Source organism: Ectothiorhodospiraceae bacterium BW-2 (assembly GCA_008375315.1).
Lineage (GTDB): Bacteria > Pseudomonadota > Gammaproteobacteria > Thiohalomonadales > Thiohalomonadaceae > BW-2.
Window position 1 is genome coordinate 1,026,029 of sequence record CP032507.1, and the last position, 19,365, is coordinate 1,045,393.

The window sequence follows — 19,365 nt, forward strand, 5'->3', positions numbered from 1 at the left end:
CCCTATGTCCAAAGTCACCGACACGCCACCTACCCTTCCTCCCGAATCTCAGAGTGAGACCGATCCTAAGAGCGAGACAGATGGCGCTTCCCCCCCTCTGTTTACCCTGCTCGTCGGCATCGGCTCCTCTGCTGGCGGACTAGAGGCGCTCACCCGACTCTTTCATCAGCTACCACTCGATTTAGGCTTTAGCTATGTCGTGGTGCAACACCTCTCGCCCCACTATCGTAGTATGTTAGTACAGCTACTCGGACGAGAGATCGAGCTACCGGTGCTAGAGGCGTCCCATGGTCAACGCCCCAAGGCCAATACGGTCTATATTACCCCCGCCAACCGTAATATTAGCTACCACCGCCATCGATTTCAGCTCACCAGCAGCGGCAATGAGATAGGCCCTAAACCCTCAATTAACACCTTCTTCACCTCTATCGCTACCGAATTAGAGGAGCGAGCCATCGGGATTATCCTCTCCGGCACCGGCAGTGATGGTGCGGCCGGCATTCACGATATTAAGGCCGCCGGCGGCTACACCTTTACCCAACTGCCAGAGAGCGCTAAATATATCGGTATGCCGCAAGCGGCCATCGATACCGGTAGTGTTGACTGGATCCTACCCCCAGAGCAGATCGGCCAAGAGCTAGCCAACCTCTTCTATCAACGCAAAGAGCGCCACCTGCTACAGCCGAAAATACCCGACCGTGCCGAAACTTTAAAAAAGCTGCTAGTTCGGGTTCGTCAGCGCACCAAAGTTGACTTTAGCGGCTATAAAGAGGCCACCCTATGGCGTCGGATTACCCGTCGCATGGACGCAACCCGTCACCATACGCTGGAGGAGTATATCGAATACTGCGAGAACCATCAGGAGGAGTTTACCGCCCTTTGCAAAGATATTTTGATCTCGGTGACCGCCTTTTTTCGCGATCCACCCGCCTTTGCGCTACTCTCAAAGCAGCTACAGCAGCTGATCGAACAGAAAAATGATGGCGACTCTATTCGTATCTGGGTTCCCGGCTGCGCCACCGGCGAGGAGTCCTATACCCTTGCTATTTTACTAGCCGAAGCGATGCGAGATCGCTTCTACGGCGAGGTGCAGATATTCTCCACCGATATCGATATGGAGGCGATGGCGCGCGCTCGGCGCGGTCTCTACAGCGGTAGCTGCCTCAATAATCTCCCCCCAGAGCTGCTCACCCGCTACTTTAACCGCCACGGTGACCACTATGAGGTCAATAAACGGATTCGGGAGATGGTGATCTTTGCTCGCCAAGATCTGGTACTCGATCCCCCCTTTCTCCATCTTGATCTGATTAGCTGCCGCAATGTGCTCATCTATTTTCAAAACGAGCTACAGGCTCGAATTTTAGCCACCTTCCACTTCGCTCTTCGCAATGGCGGGATGCTCTTTTTAGGCCGCTCCGAAAGTGTGTTACAGCAAGAGGAGCTCTTTACGGTGGCCGATAAGGAGCACCGCCTGTTTCTAAAAATAGCCGATCAGCGCCCGCCGATGCGTTTTTCACCGCTCCACTCCAACCATAAGAGCCACCCTCCGGTCACAACGCCCCATCCTCACCACGAAACTCGTTCCCCCTCCCCTCTAGCCACCGTACCTCAGACGCTGCAAAATTTTATCGCCAAAACTTTCGGCCCCCCCGGGATCGTCATCACTACACAGATGAAAATCAAGCAGATGAGCGGCCAAGTTACCCCCTTTATCCACCTGCCGGAGGGGCGTCCGGTCGCCGATCTAGCGGTGCTCATCCACCGTCAACTGCGTATTGAACTGCAAGCACTAGTGCGCAAGGCTGTCACTGAGGGGAGCGCGGTGTGGGGTAACCGACAACAGATCCCCGATGAGGAGCATGACACCACGATGACTCTACTCCTCTCAGTCCACCCCATCCCCGATAATGAGGCCGAACCGCTGCTCTTTGTCGCCTTTCACCGTATCGCTGACGCCAACGCCGCCCCCCCCTCTCTAACTCGCCCTAGCGATGAGGAGGGGGAGCGGGAGGAGGAGCTACAGGCGACTCGTCTCCACCTACAGACGCTTATCGAGGAGATGGATACCTCTAACGAGGAGATGCTCGCACTCAATGAGGAGATGCAGGCCGCCAACGAAGAGCTACAGTCAACTAACGAGGAGCTAGAGGCGGCCAATGAGGAGCTGCAATCGACCAATGAGGAGCTCTATACGGTTAATGAGGAGCTACAGGCCAAATCGGTCTCGCTCGAACAGGCCTACAGCGAAATTAACGCCCTACTCAACAGCATCAGCTATCCGCTACTGGTGCTCGATAACCGCTCGCAACTGGTACGATTCAATAGCGCCGCAGCGCAGCTATTTAACCTCACTCTCGCTAGCCGTGGCCACCGCTGGCAGAGCCTACCGCTACCGGACGATACCCCCCGCTTTGGAATCCAGCTAGAGCAGGTACAACAGAATCAGCAAGCGGTAATGGCTCAGGCTAGTAGCGGTAAGAGCCACTATCTCATCCATATCAACCCCATTTTTGATCACGATAATAGAGCTAGCGGGGCGATTATCACTCTATTCGACAATACCCGCCTCTTCGATGCCGAAAAGTTGAATCGGGAGATGCAGCAGAAGCTCTCTAAGGCGATGCAATACTCCACCCTCGCGATGGCTATCAAAGATACGAGTGGTCGCTATGAGCTAATTAACCCAAGCTTTGAGCAGCTATTTGGCTTCGAGGGCGATAGCGCTACCGGCAAGACCGATCCTCAACTCTTTAGTGCCGAACTAGCGCAAAAGTGGCATGAGGCGGAGATTGCAGTACTACGACACCGCAATGCAATTCAGAGCGAGGAGGAGATTACCCTAGTCGGCGATCGTAAACTACAGCTACTGGTCGTCCGTTATCCGCTCATGGATGAACACGATATTATTACTAGCATTGGGATACAGATTCTCGATATTAGCCAACGGATTCGAATTGAACGCGAGCTAAGACTCCATCGTGACCACCTACAGCAGCTTATCGATGAACGAACCTTAGAGCTAGTGACCGCCAGAGAGCTAGCCGAATCGGCCAACCGCGCCAAAGGTGCCTTTCTAGCCACCATTAGTCACGAAATTCGCACTCCGCTCAATATTTTAGTCGGCATGGCTTCACTGCTACAGCGCAAGTGCCAGCTACCAGAGCAGCTAAAATATATTAGCAACATCAATAGCGCCTCTAACCGCTTACTCTCAGTCATTGAGGATATTCTCGACTACACCCAATTAGAGTCAGAGCAGATTACCCTCCAGCCACAGACCTTTCTACCGCACCAATTAGTCGAAGCCCTACAGCTCCAGTTTAATGCCGAAGCCACCGCACGGGGGCTAGCGTTACAATTTGAGTTCGACACCGCCCTACCGGTTAAACTCTGCGGTGATGTTATGCGTACCGAGCAGATTTTGCATCAACTTCTCAAAAATGCGCTCAAATTTACCCCCACCGGTACCATTACTGTCCGCGCCACACGACTAGCAGAACAAGATGAGCTAAAACCGATCATCGCTTTTGAGGTCGAAGATAGCGGTATCGGTATGAATCCAGAACAGCAACAGCATATTTTTGAAGCTTTTACCCAAAGCGACCACGGTATGTCGCGCAACTATGGCGGTATCGGTCTTGGGCTAGCGATTGTACGGCGGCTGACCGAGTTGATGCAGGGCAAATTTTCGTTCCGATCTGAGCCAAAACAGGGGAGCTGCTTCCGTATTGAGCTCCCCTATCAGATCAAAACGCACCCCTCACAACAGCAGCGTAACTCGCCTAAGTTGACCACCCTCTGCCAACAGCTCCAACGCCAACTACAAGGGGAGCGGCTACTGCTAGTCGAGGATGACGCCGCGAGCTTAGAGATGATACAGCTATTAATGGATGAGTGCGGCCTCTGCTACGATAGCGCCCGCTCCGGCAACGAAGCGCTAACGCAGATAACCCAACACCCCTACCGAGCGCTCATCACCGGTGTGGCGATGACACCGCTCAATGGCCTAGAGCTGTGTCGCGCCCTGCACCAACTAGAGAACTATACCTCTTTGCCGGTTATCGGCATCACCGCCCATATCGATCGCTTCACCCCTGAGGCGGCACAAAACGCCGGCATGGCGGCGCTACTCTACAAGCCCTACCAAGCCGAAACGCTGTTCGAAGCACTAACAGAGCAGTTAACTCCCACCAACCCCCCCGGATCGGACTCCTCATGAATGTCTGCTATCGTCTCAATCCCCAAAATACCATTATCGATGTCAACGCCAATTGGGATCGCTTTGCGCTAGAGAATGCCGCCGGGCAGCTCTGTCGCCAACGCATCATCGGTCTGCCGCTAGAGCGATTTATTCAGGGCGACACCACCCAAATGTTCGTCCGCACCATGCTACAGTCGGTGCGCCTGCGCCAGCTACCACTCACACGGCAATATCGCTGCGACTCTCCCGACAGACGCCGATTAATGCAGATGACTCTAATACCGGCCACCAGTGGCGAAGTAGCGCTAGAGCATCGCCTACTACAGGAGACCCCCTTTCCGCTACCGTTCCACTTCGCCACCGTTCAGAGCCCCACCCCCCTTCCCAAAATTAACCGCTGCAGCCACTGCAACCGCCTGAACCGCCCGCCCGATCTCGATTGGCTCGATCCACAACAGCTCCTGCCTGCCCCCGATCCAACACAGCCGATAACCGTTCACTACACTATCTGTCCTAAGTGCCACCGTTTGAATCACGCCTGTGAATAAAGTGTCAATTGCCGCACGCCGCCTTTTTATGATAGTGTGAGCCCCAGTAGCTGTTGTAACTCAACCTTGAGGTCGTATGATTCAGATACCAACACCGGTTCCCGGACTCTCCTTTTATGAAAATGTGATCCCCGATGAGCATCACGATGCCTTTGTCGCCCAGCTTAATGCCGCCTTTTATGAACTTAATCAGGGGCACTACGATGGCTTCTCCTTTGCCGATGACCGCGCCTTTGATGCCGTATTCTATCCCCTGCTACAGCGACTCTTTCACCAAATGCGCCTCTGTGGCGGCGTGTTTCGCAACAAACAGGCCGATAAGCCGCTAAAACTAGGCTGCACGCTAGTCGGTTATGAGAAGAAGGGCTACATTCCGCGCCATGTCGATAGCTGGCAGTTAAGCGGAGATACCGTGGTCGTCTTCAGCTTTAACTCTCCTTGCGTGATCCACTTTTACCAAAATCAGCCCCCTCACCGCCACGAACAGGTGTTTATTCCGGCAAAATCGATGTATGTGATGCAGGATGAGGCGCGATACCACTGGAGCCATGAGATTAAAGCGAATGATAATCACTTTGCCGGCAAGCGCTTCACCCGCCGCAAACGCTACTCTCTGCTGCTGTTTGAGCCCGGAACGCTCTATCGGGAGGAGATTGTAAACTATTAAGATCGCGACAGTATTGATGACAAGATTGCACGCTATTGACAGTGGGAGCAATGAGGTTGCAGACACTTGCCGCACTCCCCCTTTTCAGCCACAATAGCACCCTTCCTGAATAGCCGGAGAGGTCGATGAATCTGCATGAGTATCAGGCCAAACAGCTTTTTAGCCGTTTTGGCATTCCCGTCCCTAAAGGCCAGGTGGTCTCCACCGTGGCCGAAGCCGAACAGTTCGCCCAGCACAGTCACTTATCACACTGGGTGGTGAAAGCACAGATACACGCCGGTGGTCGTGGTCAGGCGGGCGGAGTTAAAAAGGTCAACTCCAGCGCTGAACTCGCAGCGGCGGTTAACACCCTGCTCGGCTCTCGTCTGGTCACCCACCAGAGCGATAGCCGTGGCCAGATAGTCAATCAGCTACTGATAGAGCCGGTGAGCCCGATTGCCAGAGAGCTCTATTTGAGTATGGTGGTTGATCGTAGCTGTCAAAAAATTGTCTTTATCGTCTCAGCAGCCGGTGGCATGGCGATCGAACAGGTTGCGACAGAGACCCCAGAGCAGCTATTGACCATCGCCATCGACCCGCTCACCGGACTCCAACCCTACCAGACTCGTCAGGCAGCCTTCTTCCTGACATTAGAGGGCACTCAGATTCGGGAGCTCGGTCAGCTAATGTCGGGGCTCTATCGCCTCTTTACCGAGTGTGACGCCTCGCTAGTGGAGATTAATCCGCTCATCGTGACCGATAGCGGCCAGCTACTAGCACTCGATGCAAAGATCAATCTGGATGACAACGCCCTCTATCGCCAAAAAGAGCTAGCTAGCTGGCGTGATGCTAGTCAAGAGGACGAGCGGGAGTATAGCGCTGCCCAGCACGGTCTGAACTATGTCAGCCTAGACGGTACCATCGGCTGCATGGTCAACGGTGCCGGTCTGGCGATGGCGACGATGGATCTAATCAAGCTGCACGGTGCGACACCGGCCAACTTTCTTGATGTCGGCGGCACCACCACAGCCGAGCGGGTCGCCGCAGCGTTTAAACTTATCCTCTCCGATAGTCAGGTGAAGGCGATTTTAGTCAATATCTTCGGCGGCATCGTCCGCTGCGATCTCATTGCCGAGGGGATCATTCAAGCCTTTAAAGAGGTTAAACCTAAGGTGCCGCTAGTGGTACGACTCGAAGGGACCAATATGGCGCAAGGCCGTGAACTGCTCGCCCAAAGCGGACTCAATATTACCGCAGAGAACGATCTAGAGCAGGCGGCAGCCGCTGTGGTCGCCGCTGCACAAGGAGCCTAACGATGACCATTTTAGTTGACCGTGATACCAAAGTGATCTGTCAGGGCTTTACCGGCAAACAGGGCACCTTCCACTCCGAACAGGCACTCGCCTACGGCACCCAATTAGTCGGTGGCGTCACCCCCGGCAAGGGGGGAACGAGCCATCTTAAGCGACCGGTGTTTAATACCGTGAAAGAGGCGGTCGCTGAAACCCATGCCGATGCGACGATGATCTATGTCCCCGCCCCCTTCGCAGCCGATGCCATTTTAGAGGCCGCCGATGCCGGAATTGAGACGATTGTCTGTATTACCGAGGGCATTGCCGTACTCGATATGCTCAAAGTGAAAGAGGCTTTAAAGGGGAGTGAGTCGCGCCTAATCGGCCCCAACTGCCCCGGCATTATCAGCCCCGGTGAGTGTAAAATCGGCATTATGCCCGGTGCGATTCACCAACGGGGCAAGATCGGTATCGTCTCCCGCTCCGGCACCTTAACCTATGAGGCGGTACACCAGACCACGGCCGCCGGACTAGGGCAGAGTACCTGCATCGGCATTGGCGGTGATCCGATTCAGGGATTGAGCTTTATTGAGATCCTCTGTCTCTTTGAGCACGATCCTCAAACTGAGGGGATTATTCTAGTCGGGGAGATTGGCGGCAGTGCCGAGGAGGAGGCGGCTGAATTTATCACCCACCATATCAGTAAACCGGTGGTGGCCTATATCGCCGGTGTCACAGCACCGGTAGGCAAACGGATGGGCCACGCTGGTGCCATTATCGCCGGCGGTAAGGGGCGTGCTAGTGATAAATTTGCCGCCCTAGAGAGAGCGGGCGTGACGGTGGTCAGATCGCCAACGACGATGGGGGCAGCGATGGTGGCACAGCTAGCGTGATTGTCGCTCTTGCGCAATATAACTTCACCGTTGGCGCGATTGAGGCTAATGGAGCAAAAATCGCCACTCTTATCGCTAAGGCAGCTACGACCGATGCCGCGCTGGTTATCTTTCCCGAACTCGCGCTCTGTGGCTACCCGCCCGAAGATCTGCTCTATCGGCCCGAATTTATCGCGCGTATCGAGCAGGTATTAGCCCAGCTACAGCAGCAGCTCCCCTTAGGGGTGACCGCCATCATCGGCACCCCTAGCTATCAACAGGGTCGGCTCTATAACAGTGCCGCGATTATGGATCGCGAGCAGATCCGCTACTACCACAAACAGCAGCTCCCTAACTATGGGGTCTTTGATGAGCGACGCTACTTTACCCCCGGAGATGGCCCCTCAGTTATCGAGCTAAATGGCCTGCGCTGTGGGATAACGATTTGTGAAGATATCTGGTTTGAGCAGGTTATTGCGGCGACCTGCCAAGCGGGTGCCGAGCTCATTATTACCCTAAACGCCTCACCGTTTCACCGCCATAAGAGTCGGGAGCGGCAGCAGTGGCTCAGTGGGCAAGCGCGACAGCACCAGACGGCGTTACTCTACCTCAACCTAGTCGGCGGTCAAGATGAGCTGGTCTTCGATGGTGACAGCATGGCCTTTAGTGCCAGCGGTGAACAACGGCTCCACGCCGAACCGTTTTGCGAACAGCTATTAGAGCTACAAATTGAGCCCACTCTCCTGCCCCTGAACCACCCCGCCTGCGCTCCCCCACTCGATGAGCTCGAACTCATTCGTCGCGCCCTAACAACCGGCCTGCGCGACTATGTGGCTAAAAATGGCATTCCCGGGGTCGTACTCGGCCTCTCCGGCGGGATCGACTCAGCGCTAACGCTGCTCTTAGCCGTTGAGGCGCTTGGCCCAGAACGAGTTATCGCCCTCGCGATGCCCTCTCGCTATAGCGCCGATATCAGTACTCAGGATGCCCAAATGCAGGCAGAGCAGTTAGGGGTAGCGCTCCATACCCTCCCTATTGAGTCCCCCTTTAGCGCCTTTTTAGAGCTGCTACAGCCACTACTCTCTGAACGACAGCCCGATATTACCGAGGAGAATATTCAGGCTCGCTGTCGTGGGGTACTCGTCATGGCGGTTGCGAATAGAATGGGCTATATGGCGCTAACGACCGGCAATAAGAGCGAAATGGCGGTCGGCTACGCCACCCTCTATGGCGATATGGCTGGCGGTTTTTCGCTCCTAAAAGATCTGCTTAAAACCGATCTCTATCGCTTAAGCCGCTATCTCAATCGCCAATACCCGCAGCCGGTGATTCCGCAGCGAGTGATCGAACGCCCCCCCTCGGCAGAGCTCGCCCCGAATCAAAAAGATAGCGACTCTCTACCCGACTATGCGATCCTTGATGCCATTATTGAGCGTTATGTGGAACAGCAGCAGTCGGTTAGAGACATCGCGGCAAGTGGTATTGAGTTAGCCACGGTAGAACGGATTGTGCAGCGACTGCAAAGCAACGAACACAAACGGCGGCAGGCCGCTCCTGGCGTTAAAATCTCTGCTCGCGCTTTCGGGCGTGACCGACGCTATCCGATAACCAACCACTGGAGAGAGCACTTAACAGTCACTAAGGCGTAGTTACCTAACCGCCGCCTCCCCCCAAACTAAGAGGGGAGAGAGGCGTCATCAGTCGATTACTCTACCTGCTCCTTGGCAATTTCGGCTGCCATTTCGTCAAATGCGTTCTTCGCTTTAAACTGCTGCCACAGGGCCTGATTATTTCCCATGCTAGTACGAACAGCCTGCTGAGTTGACTGTTGAGCCGCCATCGGATCGAGCCCGACTAACACAAACAGACGCCCGTTCGGGCCGGTACGCGACTTATAGATTCGTGAACCACTTAAAGTCTCACTACTGAGGGTTTTAATCACCGACTCAGCGGCGCTATCCACCGTTTCGGCATCGCCGACACCGGTCGTCCCCAGATACTTTTTCACCATCTTCGAGACTTTAATCTTCATCTGCTCGGCTAGTCGGCCTCGAGCATCGGCCGCCGCCATATCTTTCATATAACTCATTCCGGCGGCAGACTTCTCGGCCATCCCAACCGCCTGTACATCAAGCCCCGGTACCGGTTCATCGCAGATCCAGCCCGGTGCCGCCTTTTCGGTATCGGGAAAGACGCAGTCGGGTACATCGGCCATATCGGGAGTAGAGCTACAACCAGCTACCCCCCAAACCGCGGCTGCGGCCAAAAGCGCTTTAAATGATGTTTGCATGAGTGATTCTCCTCTAGTAACAAATCAGTTGATTAAAAAAAATCGAAAATAACTATCTCTAAAGCCCCTGATATTTCCCCATGCGAGTTGAGACTTTTTCGATATAGCGCCGAGTCTCATCGTAGGGGAGATCCCGCTTCAGGCGTTGATAGACCTGCTGCGGTGTCAGGGAGTTTATCATCGGTGCCGCTTTGTTAACACTACGACTATCGCCGGTAAAGGCGCGAGCGACATTGCCAGCACCGGTATTATAGGCGGCAATGGTGCAAAAGAGGCGGCTAGTCGGGTTCTCTACCGCCTTTAGATAGCGGTAGAACAGAATATGCAGATAGGCACCGCCTATGGCGATATTTTTATCGCTATCATAGAGATAGGAGGGGGTTAGCACCTTGGCCTTGCCAAATAGATAGGCGGTGGCATCCTTGCCGGCACTATTAGGCACAATCTGCATTAAGCCATAGGCGGGAATATGGGATTTAGCTCGTGGGTTAAATGAGCTTTCAGATTCAATCACGGCAAAGATGAGCGGTAAGGGAATCTCCTCTTTCGCTGCGATCTCTTCGGCCCGAACGAGCAGTGGTCTCACCTTTGCTTCTAATCGTGGCGGCAAGTCAAACTCAACTTTGGTAATCTTCTTCTCTTTATCGGCCGGATTAGGTTTGATGCTGACCGTCGCTTCCCCTAGTAGCTGTTTCGATAGCTGCTGTCGTTGCGGCTCATTGAGCGGCTTCTCGCCCACTAGCGGAGTTAGCAGCGCCTTTTTATCTGACGGCTCTCCCTGCTCTACGACCTCTTTGTGTTGCTCAACCAGCCGCTTTTCGACCGCTTTGGCCACTCTATCCGACTCATAGGCCCCCTTTTCGGTGGTGCCTAAGAGCTCGGTTAGTCGCTTTTCAATCTCTCTTTTAATCTCCGCCGGCGAGGTTGACCCATCGCTAATGAGCTCCAAGGTCACTTTGCCGCTCTCAAAATTGACACTGTTACGGCTGCGGTTATCGGCATCATAGCTAACCCAAGTCTTACGGTCACTATCTTGGGTATCGCCCCATATCTCTTTAATTGAGGCCTCAAATCGCGCCTGCTCCTCCTTGTAGAGCTGTTTATAGGCAGCAAACCCCTCCTCTAGTGCCTTAAGATAGCGCTCATACTCTTGCTGCTGCTGCTGCTGATAGCCTAAGAGCTGCTGCTGTTGCTGCTGCCTATAGTCGCTGAAGGCATCGGCGAGTGTTACCGTCGTTCCCAATCCCAGTCCCAAAAACAGGATCAATCCTAGCAGGAAGTTTCGTACCATCATCTAATCCTCCTCAACCCAAAGATACATCTTTTCGGCCCGTTGATCGCGCCACTCATCAATAATTTTCGCCTTAATCTCAACCGCCCCCTCTGGCGTATTGACCGTGGCCAGACTCACGACCGATCCTTTGCTAAAGCTGTTATTGTTAATCACCTGCTGATACTTTTTGACAATCGACTTAGTGTTCACCTCGGCCCCATAACGGCGGCGGGAGAGCTCCACTAGCGCCTGCTCAAACAGATGGGCTCGGGTCTGCTCCCGGCGAATATAGAACGGCGACTCGACCACCAGCCCCCGTTCAGGCGGCTCCACCACCCAACACGGCTTACCACTACGGTGAAAATCGCCCGCCTGACAGCCAAAGGGGTTTAGCTGACTACAACCACCAAGCAGCAATACGCTTAATAGTACAACTGTAACTCGATACATTTTGCCCTCTCCAAAGCAGTTTTATCCTGAACTATAGCACGCTTTGAAAAGTTTGGTACAAAAAATACCCCGCTCGGGGCGGGGTAGTCTCTACTATTTTAAGCAAGAGCGCTCAAAATGCGGCTATTTAATACTCTGATAGTAGTTAATCAGGATTTGCGCGACCTCAGGACGGGAGAACTCTTTTGGCGGAGCGATGCCGTTACCGAGCATCTCGCGTACTTTGGTACCAGAGAGGAGCACAAAATCCTCTTTTTGGTGATCTTCGGCCTCGCACATCATCACGACCCGATTGAGCTTCTTCGACCAAGCGGTATGGTCGGCACGGAAGATCTCAATCTCCAGCGCCCCTGCCGGAACCTCGTCGTCAAAGATAGTCTGGGCATCAAAAGCGCCGTAGTAGTCGCCGACACCGGCGTGATCACGACCGATAATAAAGTGGCTCGCCCCCATATTTTGGCGGAAATAGGCGTGCAGTACCGCCTCTCGTGGACCGGCATAGAGCATATCGAAACCGTAACCGGTAACCATGGCACTATTGGGCGGGAAGTAGAGTTCAACCATTTTTCGAATTGCCGCATCACGAACAGGTGCAGGAATATCACCCTTCTTCAGCTTACCTAGCAGCATGTGAATCACCAGACCGTCACAACCGAGCCTATCCATTGCTATATGGCACAGCTCCTCATGAGCGAGATGCATCGGATTGCGAGTCTGGAAGGCGACCACCTTTTTCCAGCCGCGCTCAGCAATTTCGTTACGAATTTCGACCGCCGTACGGAAGGTATCGGGAAACTCGGTCTGGAAGTAGCTGAAGTTCAGCACTTTAATCGGGCCAGAGACAGCCACTCGACCCTGACTGTTAAACGCTGCCACACCGGGGTGTTCGCTGTCACTAGTCCGATAGACCTTATCGGTCATCATCGCCATCTGTTCATCGGTCACAGTCTCAATCGCTTCGACATCCATCACCGCTAGCACCGGATTCCCCTCCACATTGGGATCTTTCAGGGCGATACGGCTACCTACGCTCACACCATCCGCGCTCGGTAACAGACAGAGAACCGGTACCGGAAAGAATGAGCCGTCAGTTAAGGTCATCTTTTCGGCAGCGCCCATAGCGTCGGCAACACTCATAAAGCCTTTAAGGGGGTTAAAGTAGCCTGCGCCCATCATGACGGCGTTACCGGCAGCCTGGGAGCTAATCACGACCGCAGGAAGCGACTCGGCTTCGTGGCGCCATTTTTCATTCTCGTCCGAATTATAAACAAACAGAGGTTGCAGTTCATCAGAACCGATGGGTTTAATCATGTTACGCTATCTCCTGAAATTGATATATTTTAAACCTTGTCGTGCAAACGCCGGCTGCCAATCGGATCTAACCGATAACCACCGATCATTTAAACCGCGCTACTATAACCCAACTGCCATGGTTAGCGTAATTAGAACAGGTAATAGGGCCATAGAGCTTTTTTTCGCCTCCAGCTTGCTCATGCCGGACTCTCTCTGCGAGCGCACTTTAATAATGTCTGTGATAGCTCGCTTAAGCGGGCGATTCTGCCAATGTTTGCTCATTCAGGGTAGTCTCACACCACTCACCGACCTCACAACACTGACTCTTATCCGGTTTTAAGCGAATATAGTGGCTACTTAACCCCGTTCCCCCCTCCTCTAATAAAATCGCCACTCGGCGCCCCATTTGCGAGCGGATAAAATTTTGCCGCATCGTCACCGCTAGCTGTCGCAACTCTTTAGCACGCGCTTTTCGCTCTGCTATCGCCACCTGTTCGGTCAACCTAGCCGCCTCAGTCCCCTCGCGCTCTGAATAGGGGAAGATATGGAGTTTGGAAAACTGGAGCGAGTCGATCAATTGATAGCTCTGTTGATGATCTGCAGCACTCTCGCCCGGAAAACCGGTGATGAGGTCGCCGGCGAGTGCCGTGTGGGGCCGAACGGCTCGTGCCCGTACGGCAATCCGCTCTATCTCTGCGGTACCATGACCTCGCGCCATCGCCTTTAGCACTGCATCCGAGCCACTCTGCATCGATAGGTGCAGGTAGTCACAGATGCGCTCATCGGCATAGATCTGAAAAAAATCCTCATGTAAATATTGCGGCCCTAACGAAGAGAGCCGCAACCGCTCGATTGATGTCCGGTGTAGAATCTGCTCTAGTAGCCACGCTAGCTGCGACTCAGAGGCTAAATTAGAGTTGCTCGCCCCCCAAGCGGCCAGATTGACTCCAGTCAAAACCACCTCGCGCACCCCCTGCTCAATCCCCTGTTCAATATGGCTGATAATGGTATCTAAATCGATATTGCGATGAGCCCCTCGGGCAACTTTGGTGATACAGAAGCGACAGTGGTTATCGCACCCCTGCTGAATCGCGATCGGTAGGCGAGTCCGTCCTAACATCGGATAGGGCAGCAGTTCGGGGTTTAGCCCTAGCTGCTGCTCAATCAGCTCCTCAACCGAATTGAACAGAGTTAAGCTCTTTGCGTACTGCCGCTGCCAAGTGGGATCGATACGAATACTGCAACCGGTCGCAATCACCGCCCGCCCCTGTTTAAGCTGACTAGCGGCGATTTGGTGCGACTTACGATTTGCCTCTGCCGTCACGGTACAGCTATTGACAACCACCGTATCGGCTTCGCGACTTGAGGCCACAATCTCATGGCCACTACTCACTAATGCCGCCTGTAGCTGCATCGAATCGAGCCAATTCACCTTGCAACCAAGCGTTTTAAGATAGATTCGCATCACGTTACCCCCCATTTTGAGCCGCCCCTAATCACGGTACCGCTTGAGTATTACAAACGGATACCACCAAACAGTGATTTCAAATCCGCACCATTTCGACTACCATTATGGCATGACGACTCTTCCCCTAAAACAACTTGAAGCCGGAGTGACTCTGGCAGCAGATGTGCTTGACCTCAATGGCCGAACCCTCCTTTGTGCCGGAAATAAAATTACCGAAAAGCATTTAACCATCTTCCGTACCTGGGGCGTGAGTGAGGTAACGATAGAGAGCAGTGACCCCTGTGCGGATGACCAAGAGCCGGAACTACTGCCACAAAATATCGCACCAGAACTGCTGCAACGGCTGGAAAACGAGTTAGAGAGCTATTTTCAATTCGCCACAGCCGATCACGCCGTCACTCGGGAACTACGACACTACCTAATCATGAAACGGGCCAGAGCCGCCCTACAAGCGAGGTAGCTGTGGCGCTAACGGTACAACTACTGGTCAATCGGGTCAAATCGATCTACTCCCTACCGACAATCTACACTCGTATCGACCATGCCATTCACGATCCCCGCAGCAACTTAGAAGATATCGGCCACATTCTGGCCGAAGATAGCGGCCTTTCGGCCCGTCTGTTACGGTTAGCTAACAGCGCGATGTATAACTTCCCCTCACGAGTCGATACCATCACCCGAGCCATCGCCATTATCGGGACTCAACAGCTACGCGATCTGGTATTAGCGACCTCAGTGATCCAGATGTTCAAAGGCATTGATGCCAAAATAGTCGATATGGAGCAGTTCTGGCACCATAGTATCGCCACCGGTATCGCCGCTCGGGTACTGACCACCTATCAACGCGAAGGTAATGTGGAGCGATTCTATCTCATGGGGCTGCTGCACGATATCGGACGACTCATTATGTACACCCAAATACCACAGCAGATGTCACAGCTACTACAACAGGCCGAGAGTCCGCCGCAACTACTCTACCGTCTGGAGCGACAGCAGCTCGGCTTTGATCACGCAGCAGTAGGGCGGCTACTATTAAAAAACTGGCAGCTACCTGAGGCGATACAGCACGCTGTCGGCTACCACCACAACCCCACCGGCTCGGCTAGTTGGCAGAAGGAGGCGGCGGTCATTCACTGCGCTGATGTCCTAGTTTACGGCATGGCGCTCGGCAGTAGTGGCGAGCACTTTGTCCCCAAACTATCAGACATGGCGTGGCAGAGCCTAAAGCTACCCGCCAGTCTGCTTCCCGATATTCTGCAACATACCGAACAGCAGTTTAACGATGCTGTAGCGATCTTCCTCTCATGAGTGACGCCCCTGCTTACCAAGACGAAATTGAGCGCCTCAAGGCGCGACTCGCCCATTTAGAGCAGACCCATCTGTGGTATATCAACGCCATGAATATGCTTATCTTAATGAGCGAAGTCTATGGCAGTAGTGAAGATGTGCGCAACGAACAGAGCATCTTTCGCGCCGCCCGCAACTATGTCGCCCAACTAGCCGATTTCGCCGCCATTATCTTCTTTAAAGTCGATGAGCGAGACTCCAGTTTTGTCCTCACCGAATGCAGTCAAAACTACCAACAGCAGTTCGATCTGGAGGGGTTAAAACAGTCGTTAATCGATAAGGGGGAGTTTGCCTGGGCAATTTCACAAAACCGTACCATTGAGGTCGAGAGTGACACCCTACAACAGCGCATTATTATGCATGTCCTCACCACCAAAACCAGAGTACGGGGGATGTTTATCGGCATTCCGGCACCCAATCAACCTAGACCTAGCGTCGCGAGCCAAAATTTAATATCGGTCGTGCTGCAAAATAGCGCCCATGCACTAGAGAGCGCGGCACTCTATCAGATGATTAACGAACACAATCGTGAACTAGAGAGCCTGAACCAGAGCCTAGAGCAGAAGGTCAGCGCCCGCACAGCGCAGCTCCATGCTGCCCTAAAACAGGCAGAGGAGGCGACTCGGGTTAAATCGCAGTTTCTAGCCAATATGAGCCACGAAATTCGCACACCGATGAATGCGATTATCAGTCTAAGCCACCTTGCACTCAAAGGAGAGTTATCGGAGCAGCAGCAGGAGTTTATCGAAAAGATAGAGTACTCTGGTAACCATCTACTCAATCTGATTAATGATATCCTCGACTTCTCTAAAATTGAGGCCGGCAAGCTCCACTTAGAGCAGATCGACTTTGATCTACAGCAGATAGTGCACGAAATGATCGGTATGCTTGACTACTCTGCTGAACAGAAGGGGATAGTCCTCAATAGCGATCTATCGCCCCAGCTACCGCGCTATCTTCATGGCGATCCCTACCGACTGAGGCAGATATTGAGCAATCTGCTCAATAATGCGATTAAATTTACCCACCACGGGTCGGTCACACTCAAAATAACCCCACTCGCTGAGACAGCGGCAGAGAGCACCTGGCTACAGTTCCAAATTATCGATACCGGCATCGGCATTAGTCAGCCGGCACAACGGCAGCTTTTTCAATCCTTTACCCAAGCTGACAGCTCGACCACACGCCAATTTGGCGGTACCGGTCTAGGGTTGGCTATCAGCAGACAGCTCACCGAGCTGATGGGAGGGACGATTCGTGTCACCAGCGAGCTAGATCAGGGGAGCTGCTTTGAGGTTGAGTTGCCGTTTACCCTCGCCTCAGCCACCGCGATCGCCAATAGTGAGCTGCTGCGACAACAGACTTTAGAGAATTTAGATCAGCAGCTCTCCGACTACGCTAACGAACCGGTGTTAGTGGCCGAGGATAATAAAATTAACCAACTCGTCGCCCGAGAGATATTGACCCGATTCGGTTTTCAAGTCACCATCGCCGCCGATGGCAAAGAGGCGGTCGCCCTGTGCCAGCAGCGGCGGTTTGCACTGGTGTTAATGGATCTACAGATGCCGGTGCTCGATGGCTATCAGGCGACCGAAATGCTGCGCAACCAGAAACAGTTTGCCCGCCTACCCATCATCGCCATGACGGCCGATGCCTTTAGCGATATTCGAGATAAGTGTCTCGCTAGCGGCATGAACGACTATATTACCAAACCGGTTGACCAAGAGCAGTTAAAACAGAAGCTGCTCTTTTGGCTCCAAGAGAGTCAACGCCCCTAATATCAGCCCTCACTCAGATCGACTAGCCCTACCATGCGTTTTGCCCAAAAATTTGATGTTATTGTTGTCGGCGGCGGCCACGCCGGTACCGAAGCGGCCCTCGCCGCCGCTCGGCGGGGAGCCGCTACACTCCTCTTAACCCACACTATCGAGAGCCTCGGTCAGATGTCGTGTAATCCGGCCATAGGCGGTATCGGCAAGGGACATCTGGTCAAAGAGATCGACGCCCTCGGCGGGATAATGGCAGCGGCGATTGATCGGGCCGGCATTCAGTTTCGCCTCCTTAACCGCAGCAAGGGGCCGGCGGTACGCGCCACCCGAGCCCAAGCAGATCGACTGCTCTATAAGGCCCAAATTCGCCACGCGCTAGAGAACCAACCTAGGTTACAGCTATTTCAGCAGGCGGTTGACGATCTCATCATTGAGCAGCAGCGAGTCATCGGCGTCGCCACGGCGATGGGGTTGGAGTTTAGCGCCCCCACCGTGGTACTCACTACAGGCACCTTTCTCGGCGGCATCATCCACATCGGCCTCAACCACTATCAGGGCGGTCGCGCTGGCGATCCACCCGCCAATCGGCTCTCACAACGACTGCGCGAACTACCCTTTCAGGTCGAGCGGCTCAAAACCGGCACCCCGCCCCGCATCGATGGCCGCACTATCGACTACGAGCAGCTCATACCACAACACGGCGATACCCCCCTGCCGCTCTTCTCTTTTCTTGCCAGTGGCGACGAGTCGCCGCAACAGCTACCGTGCCATATTACCCACACCAATGAGCAGACCCACGAGATTATCCGCGCCGGTCTTGATCGCTCACCTATCTACAGGGGGGTGATTGAGGGGAGCGGCCCCCGCTACTGCCCCTCAATTGAGGATAAAGTGGTTCGCTTTGCCGCACGACACTCCCACCAGATATTTCTTGAGCCAGAGGGGTTAACCACGCACGAAGTCTATCCTAACGGCATCTCCACCAGCCTGCCGTTCGATGTTCAACTAGCGCTAGTGCGCTCAATGAAGGGGCTTGAGCAGGCGCAAATTACCCGCCCCGGCTATGCAATTGAGTACGATTTTTTTGACCCACGGGATCTAAAACCGACACTAGAGACCAAAGCGATTAGCGGACTCTACTTTGCCGGCCAGATTAATGGCACCACCGGCTACGAGGAGGCGGCGGCTCAGGGACTCCTCGCAGGGATGAACGCCGCAGCGAACGCACTGAATCAGGAGCCGTGGCAGCCGCAGCGTCACCAAAGCTATATCGGGGTAATGGTCGATGATCTCATTAGCCAAGGCACCTTAGAGCCCTATCGTATGTTTACCAGTCGCGCTGAGTACCGCCTACTGCTACGAGAAGATAACGCCGATCTACGCCTCACCCCCCTCGGACGAGAGCACCACCTAGTAGATAACCGACGCTGGGAGGCCTTTTGCCGCAAACAAGAGGCGATAGAGGCCGAAAAAGAGCGCCTGAACCACTACCGCATCACACCAGAGCAGTTCGATCCGCAGCAGTGCCAACAGCAGCTAGGGGAGAGCCCCAAACAGTCACTAACGCTAGAGGAGCTGCTGCGTCGCCCCCAAGTTAGCTATAGTGACTTAACCACACTACTGCCCTCGTTCAGCCCCATAACCGACCAGAGCGTGAGCGAACAGGTCACCACCCAGATCAAATACGCCGGCTATATTGAGCGCCAGCGGCAGGAGATCGAACGCCAACTGCGCCACGAATCGCTCACCCTTCCCGATGATTTCGACTATCACCAGCTACAGAGCCTCTCTAGCGAGGTGCGAGAGAAGCTCTCACGCCAGCGCCCCACCACCCTCGGTCAGGCGAGCCGCATCCCCGGCATCACCCCGGCGGCTATCTCGATTCTGCTCGTCTATCTGAAAAAGGGCCATTAACC

At 53.9% G+C, this 19,365-nt stretch carries 15 protein-coding genes; 10 read left to right on the forward strand and 5 right to left on the reverse strand.

Going from position 1 to position 19,365, the window contains the following annotated elements:
* Window positions 1-4: 4 nt before the first annotated feature.
* The 6 genes from D5085_04850 to D5085_04875 all read left to right on the forward strand — a co-directional run bounded on the left by D5085_04850 (window position 5) and on the right by D5085_04875 (window position 9,208).
* Complete coding sequence (locus D5085_04850; protein QEP42520.1) at window positions 5-4,219, forward strand: response regulator; 4,215 nt, start codon at window positions 5-7, stop codon at window positions 4,217-4,219.
* Complete coding sequence (locus D5085_04855; GenBank protein ID QEP42521.1) at window positions 4,216-4,749, forward strand: hypothetical protein; 534 nt, start codon at window positions 4,216-4,218, stop codon at window positions 4,747-4,749. The genes D5085_04850 and D5085_04855 overlap by 4 nt, the downstream gene beginning before the upstream one ends.
* A 76-nt stretch (window positions 4,750-4,825) precedes the next feature.
* Window positions 4,826-5,416: a hypothetical protein gene (locus D5085_04860; GenBank protein QEP42522.1), complete on the forward strand. Its 591-nt coding sequence runs from the start codon at window positions 4,826-4,828 to the stop codon at window positions 5,414-5,416.
* Between the two features lie 125 nt (window positions 5,417-5,541).
* Window positions 5,542-6,708 carry an ADP-forming succinate--CoA ligase subunit beta gene (locus D5085_04865; protein ID QEP42523.1) on the forward strand — a complete coding sequence of 389 codons (1,167 nt, stop codon included), beginning with the start codon at window positions 5,542-5,544 and terminating at the stop codon, window positions 6,706-6,708.
* Between the two features lie 2 nt (window positions 6,709-6,710).
* A complete protein-coding gene (sucD, locus tag D5085_04870) occupies window positions 6,711-7,580 on the forward strand; it encodes a succinate--CoA ligase subunit alpha (GenBank protein QEP42524.1) in 870 nt (289 codons plus the stop codon).
* Window positions 7,577-9,208 carry an NAD+ synthase gene (locus D5085_04875; GenBank protein ID QEP42525.1) on the forward strand — a complete coding sequence of 544 codons (1,632 nt, stop codon included), beginning with the start codon at window positions 7,577-7,579 and terminating at the stop codon, window positions 9,206-9,208. The genes sucD and D5085_04875 overlap by 4 nt, the downstream gene beginning before the upstream one ends.
* 56 nt (window positions 9,209-9,264) lie before the next feature.
* On the opposite strand, the gene D5085_04880 is transcribed toward D5085_04875, so the two are convergent.
* From D5085_04880 to D5085_04900, 5 genes are all read right to left on the reverse strand, one after another.
* Entirely contained in the window at window positions 9,265-9,849 is a 585-nt protein-coding gene (locus D5085_04880) for a hypothetical protein (protein ID QEP42526.1), read from the reverse strand.
* 58 nt (window positions 9,850-9,907) lie between these two features.
* A complete protein-coding gene (locus tag D5085_04885; GenBank protein QEP42527.1) occupies window positions 9,908-11,143 on the reverse strand; it encodes a DUF3393 domain-containing protein in 1,236 nt (411 codons plus the stop codon).
* Window positions 11,144-11,572 carry a hypothetical protein gene (locus D5085_04890; GenBank protein QEP42528.1) on the reverse strand — a complete coding sequence of 143 codons (429 nt, stop codon included), beginning with the start codon at window positions 11,570-11,572 and terminating at the stop codon, window positions 11,144-11,146.
* Between the two features lie 123 nt (window positions 11,573-11,695).
* Entirely contained in the window at window positions 11,696-12,883 is a 1,188-nt protein-coding gene (sat, locus tag D5085_04895; GenBank protein QEP42529.1) for a sulfate adenylyltransferase, read from the reverse strand.
* Window positions 12,884-13,115: 232 nt separating this feature from the next.
* Window positions 13,116-14,345: a MiaB/RimO family radical SAM methylthiotransferase gene (locus D5085_04900; protein QEP42530.1), complete on the reverse strand. Its 1,230-nt coding sequence runs from the start codon at window positions 14,343-14,345 to the stop codon at window positions 13,116-13,118.
* Window positions 14,346-14,496: 151 nt separating this feature from the next.
* Between D5085_04900 and D5085_04905 the strand changes: the two genes are divergently transcribed.
* From D5085_04905 to mnmG, 4 genes are read left to right on the forward strand one after another with little or no spacing between them, the layout of a single operon-like run.
* Window positions 14,497-14,793, forward strand: coding sequence for a hypothetical protein (locus D5085_04905; GenBank protein QEP42531.1), 297 nt, complete (start codon window positions 14,497-14,499; stop codon window positions 14,791-14,793).
* Entirely contained in the window at window positions 14,706-15,641 is a 936-nt protein-coding gene (locus D5085_04910; GenBank protein ID QEP42532.1) for an HDOD domain-containing protein, read from the forward strand. Before D5085_04905 ends, D5085_04910 begins: the two co-directional genes overlap by 88 nt.
* Entirely contained in the window at window positions 15,638-17,458 is a 1,821-nt protein-coding gene (locus tag D5085_04915) for a response regulator (protein ID QEP42533.1), read from the forward strand. The genes D5085_04910 and D5085_04915 overlap by 4 nt, the downstream gene beginning before the upstream one ends.
* A gap of 33 nt (window positions 17,459-17,491) precedes the next feature.
* Window positions 17,492-19,363, forward strand: a complete 1,872-nt coding sequence (gene mnmG, locus D5085_04920) for a tRNA uridine-5-carboxymethylaminomethyl(34) synthesis enzyme MnmG (GenBank protein QEP42534.1) — start codon at window positions 17,492-17,494, stop codon at window positions 19,361-19,363.
* The last annotated feature ends 2 nt before the right edge of the window (window positions 19,364-19,365 follow it).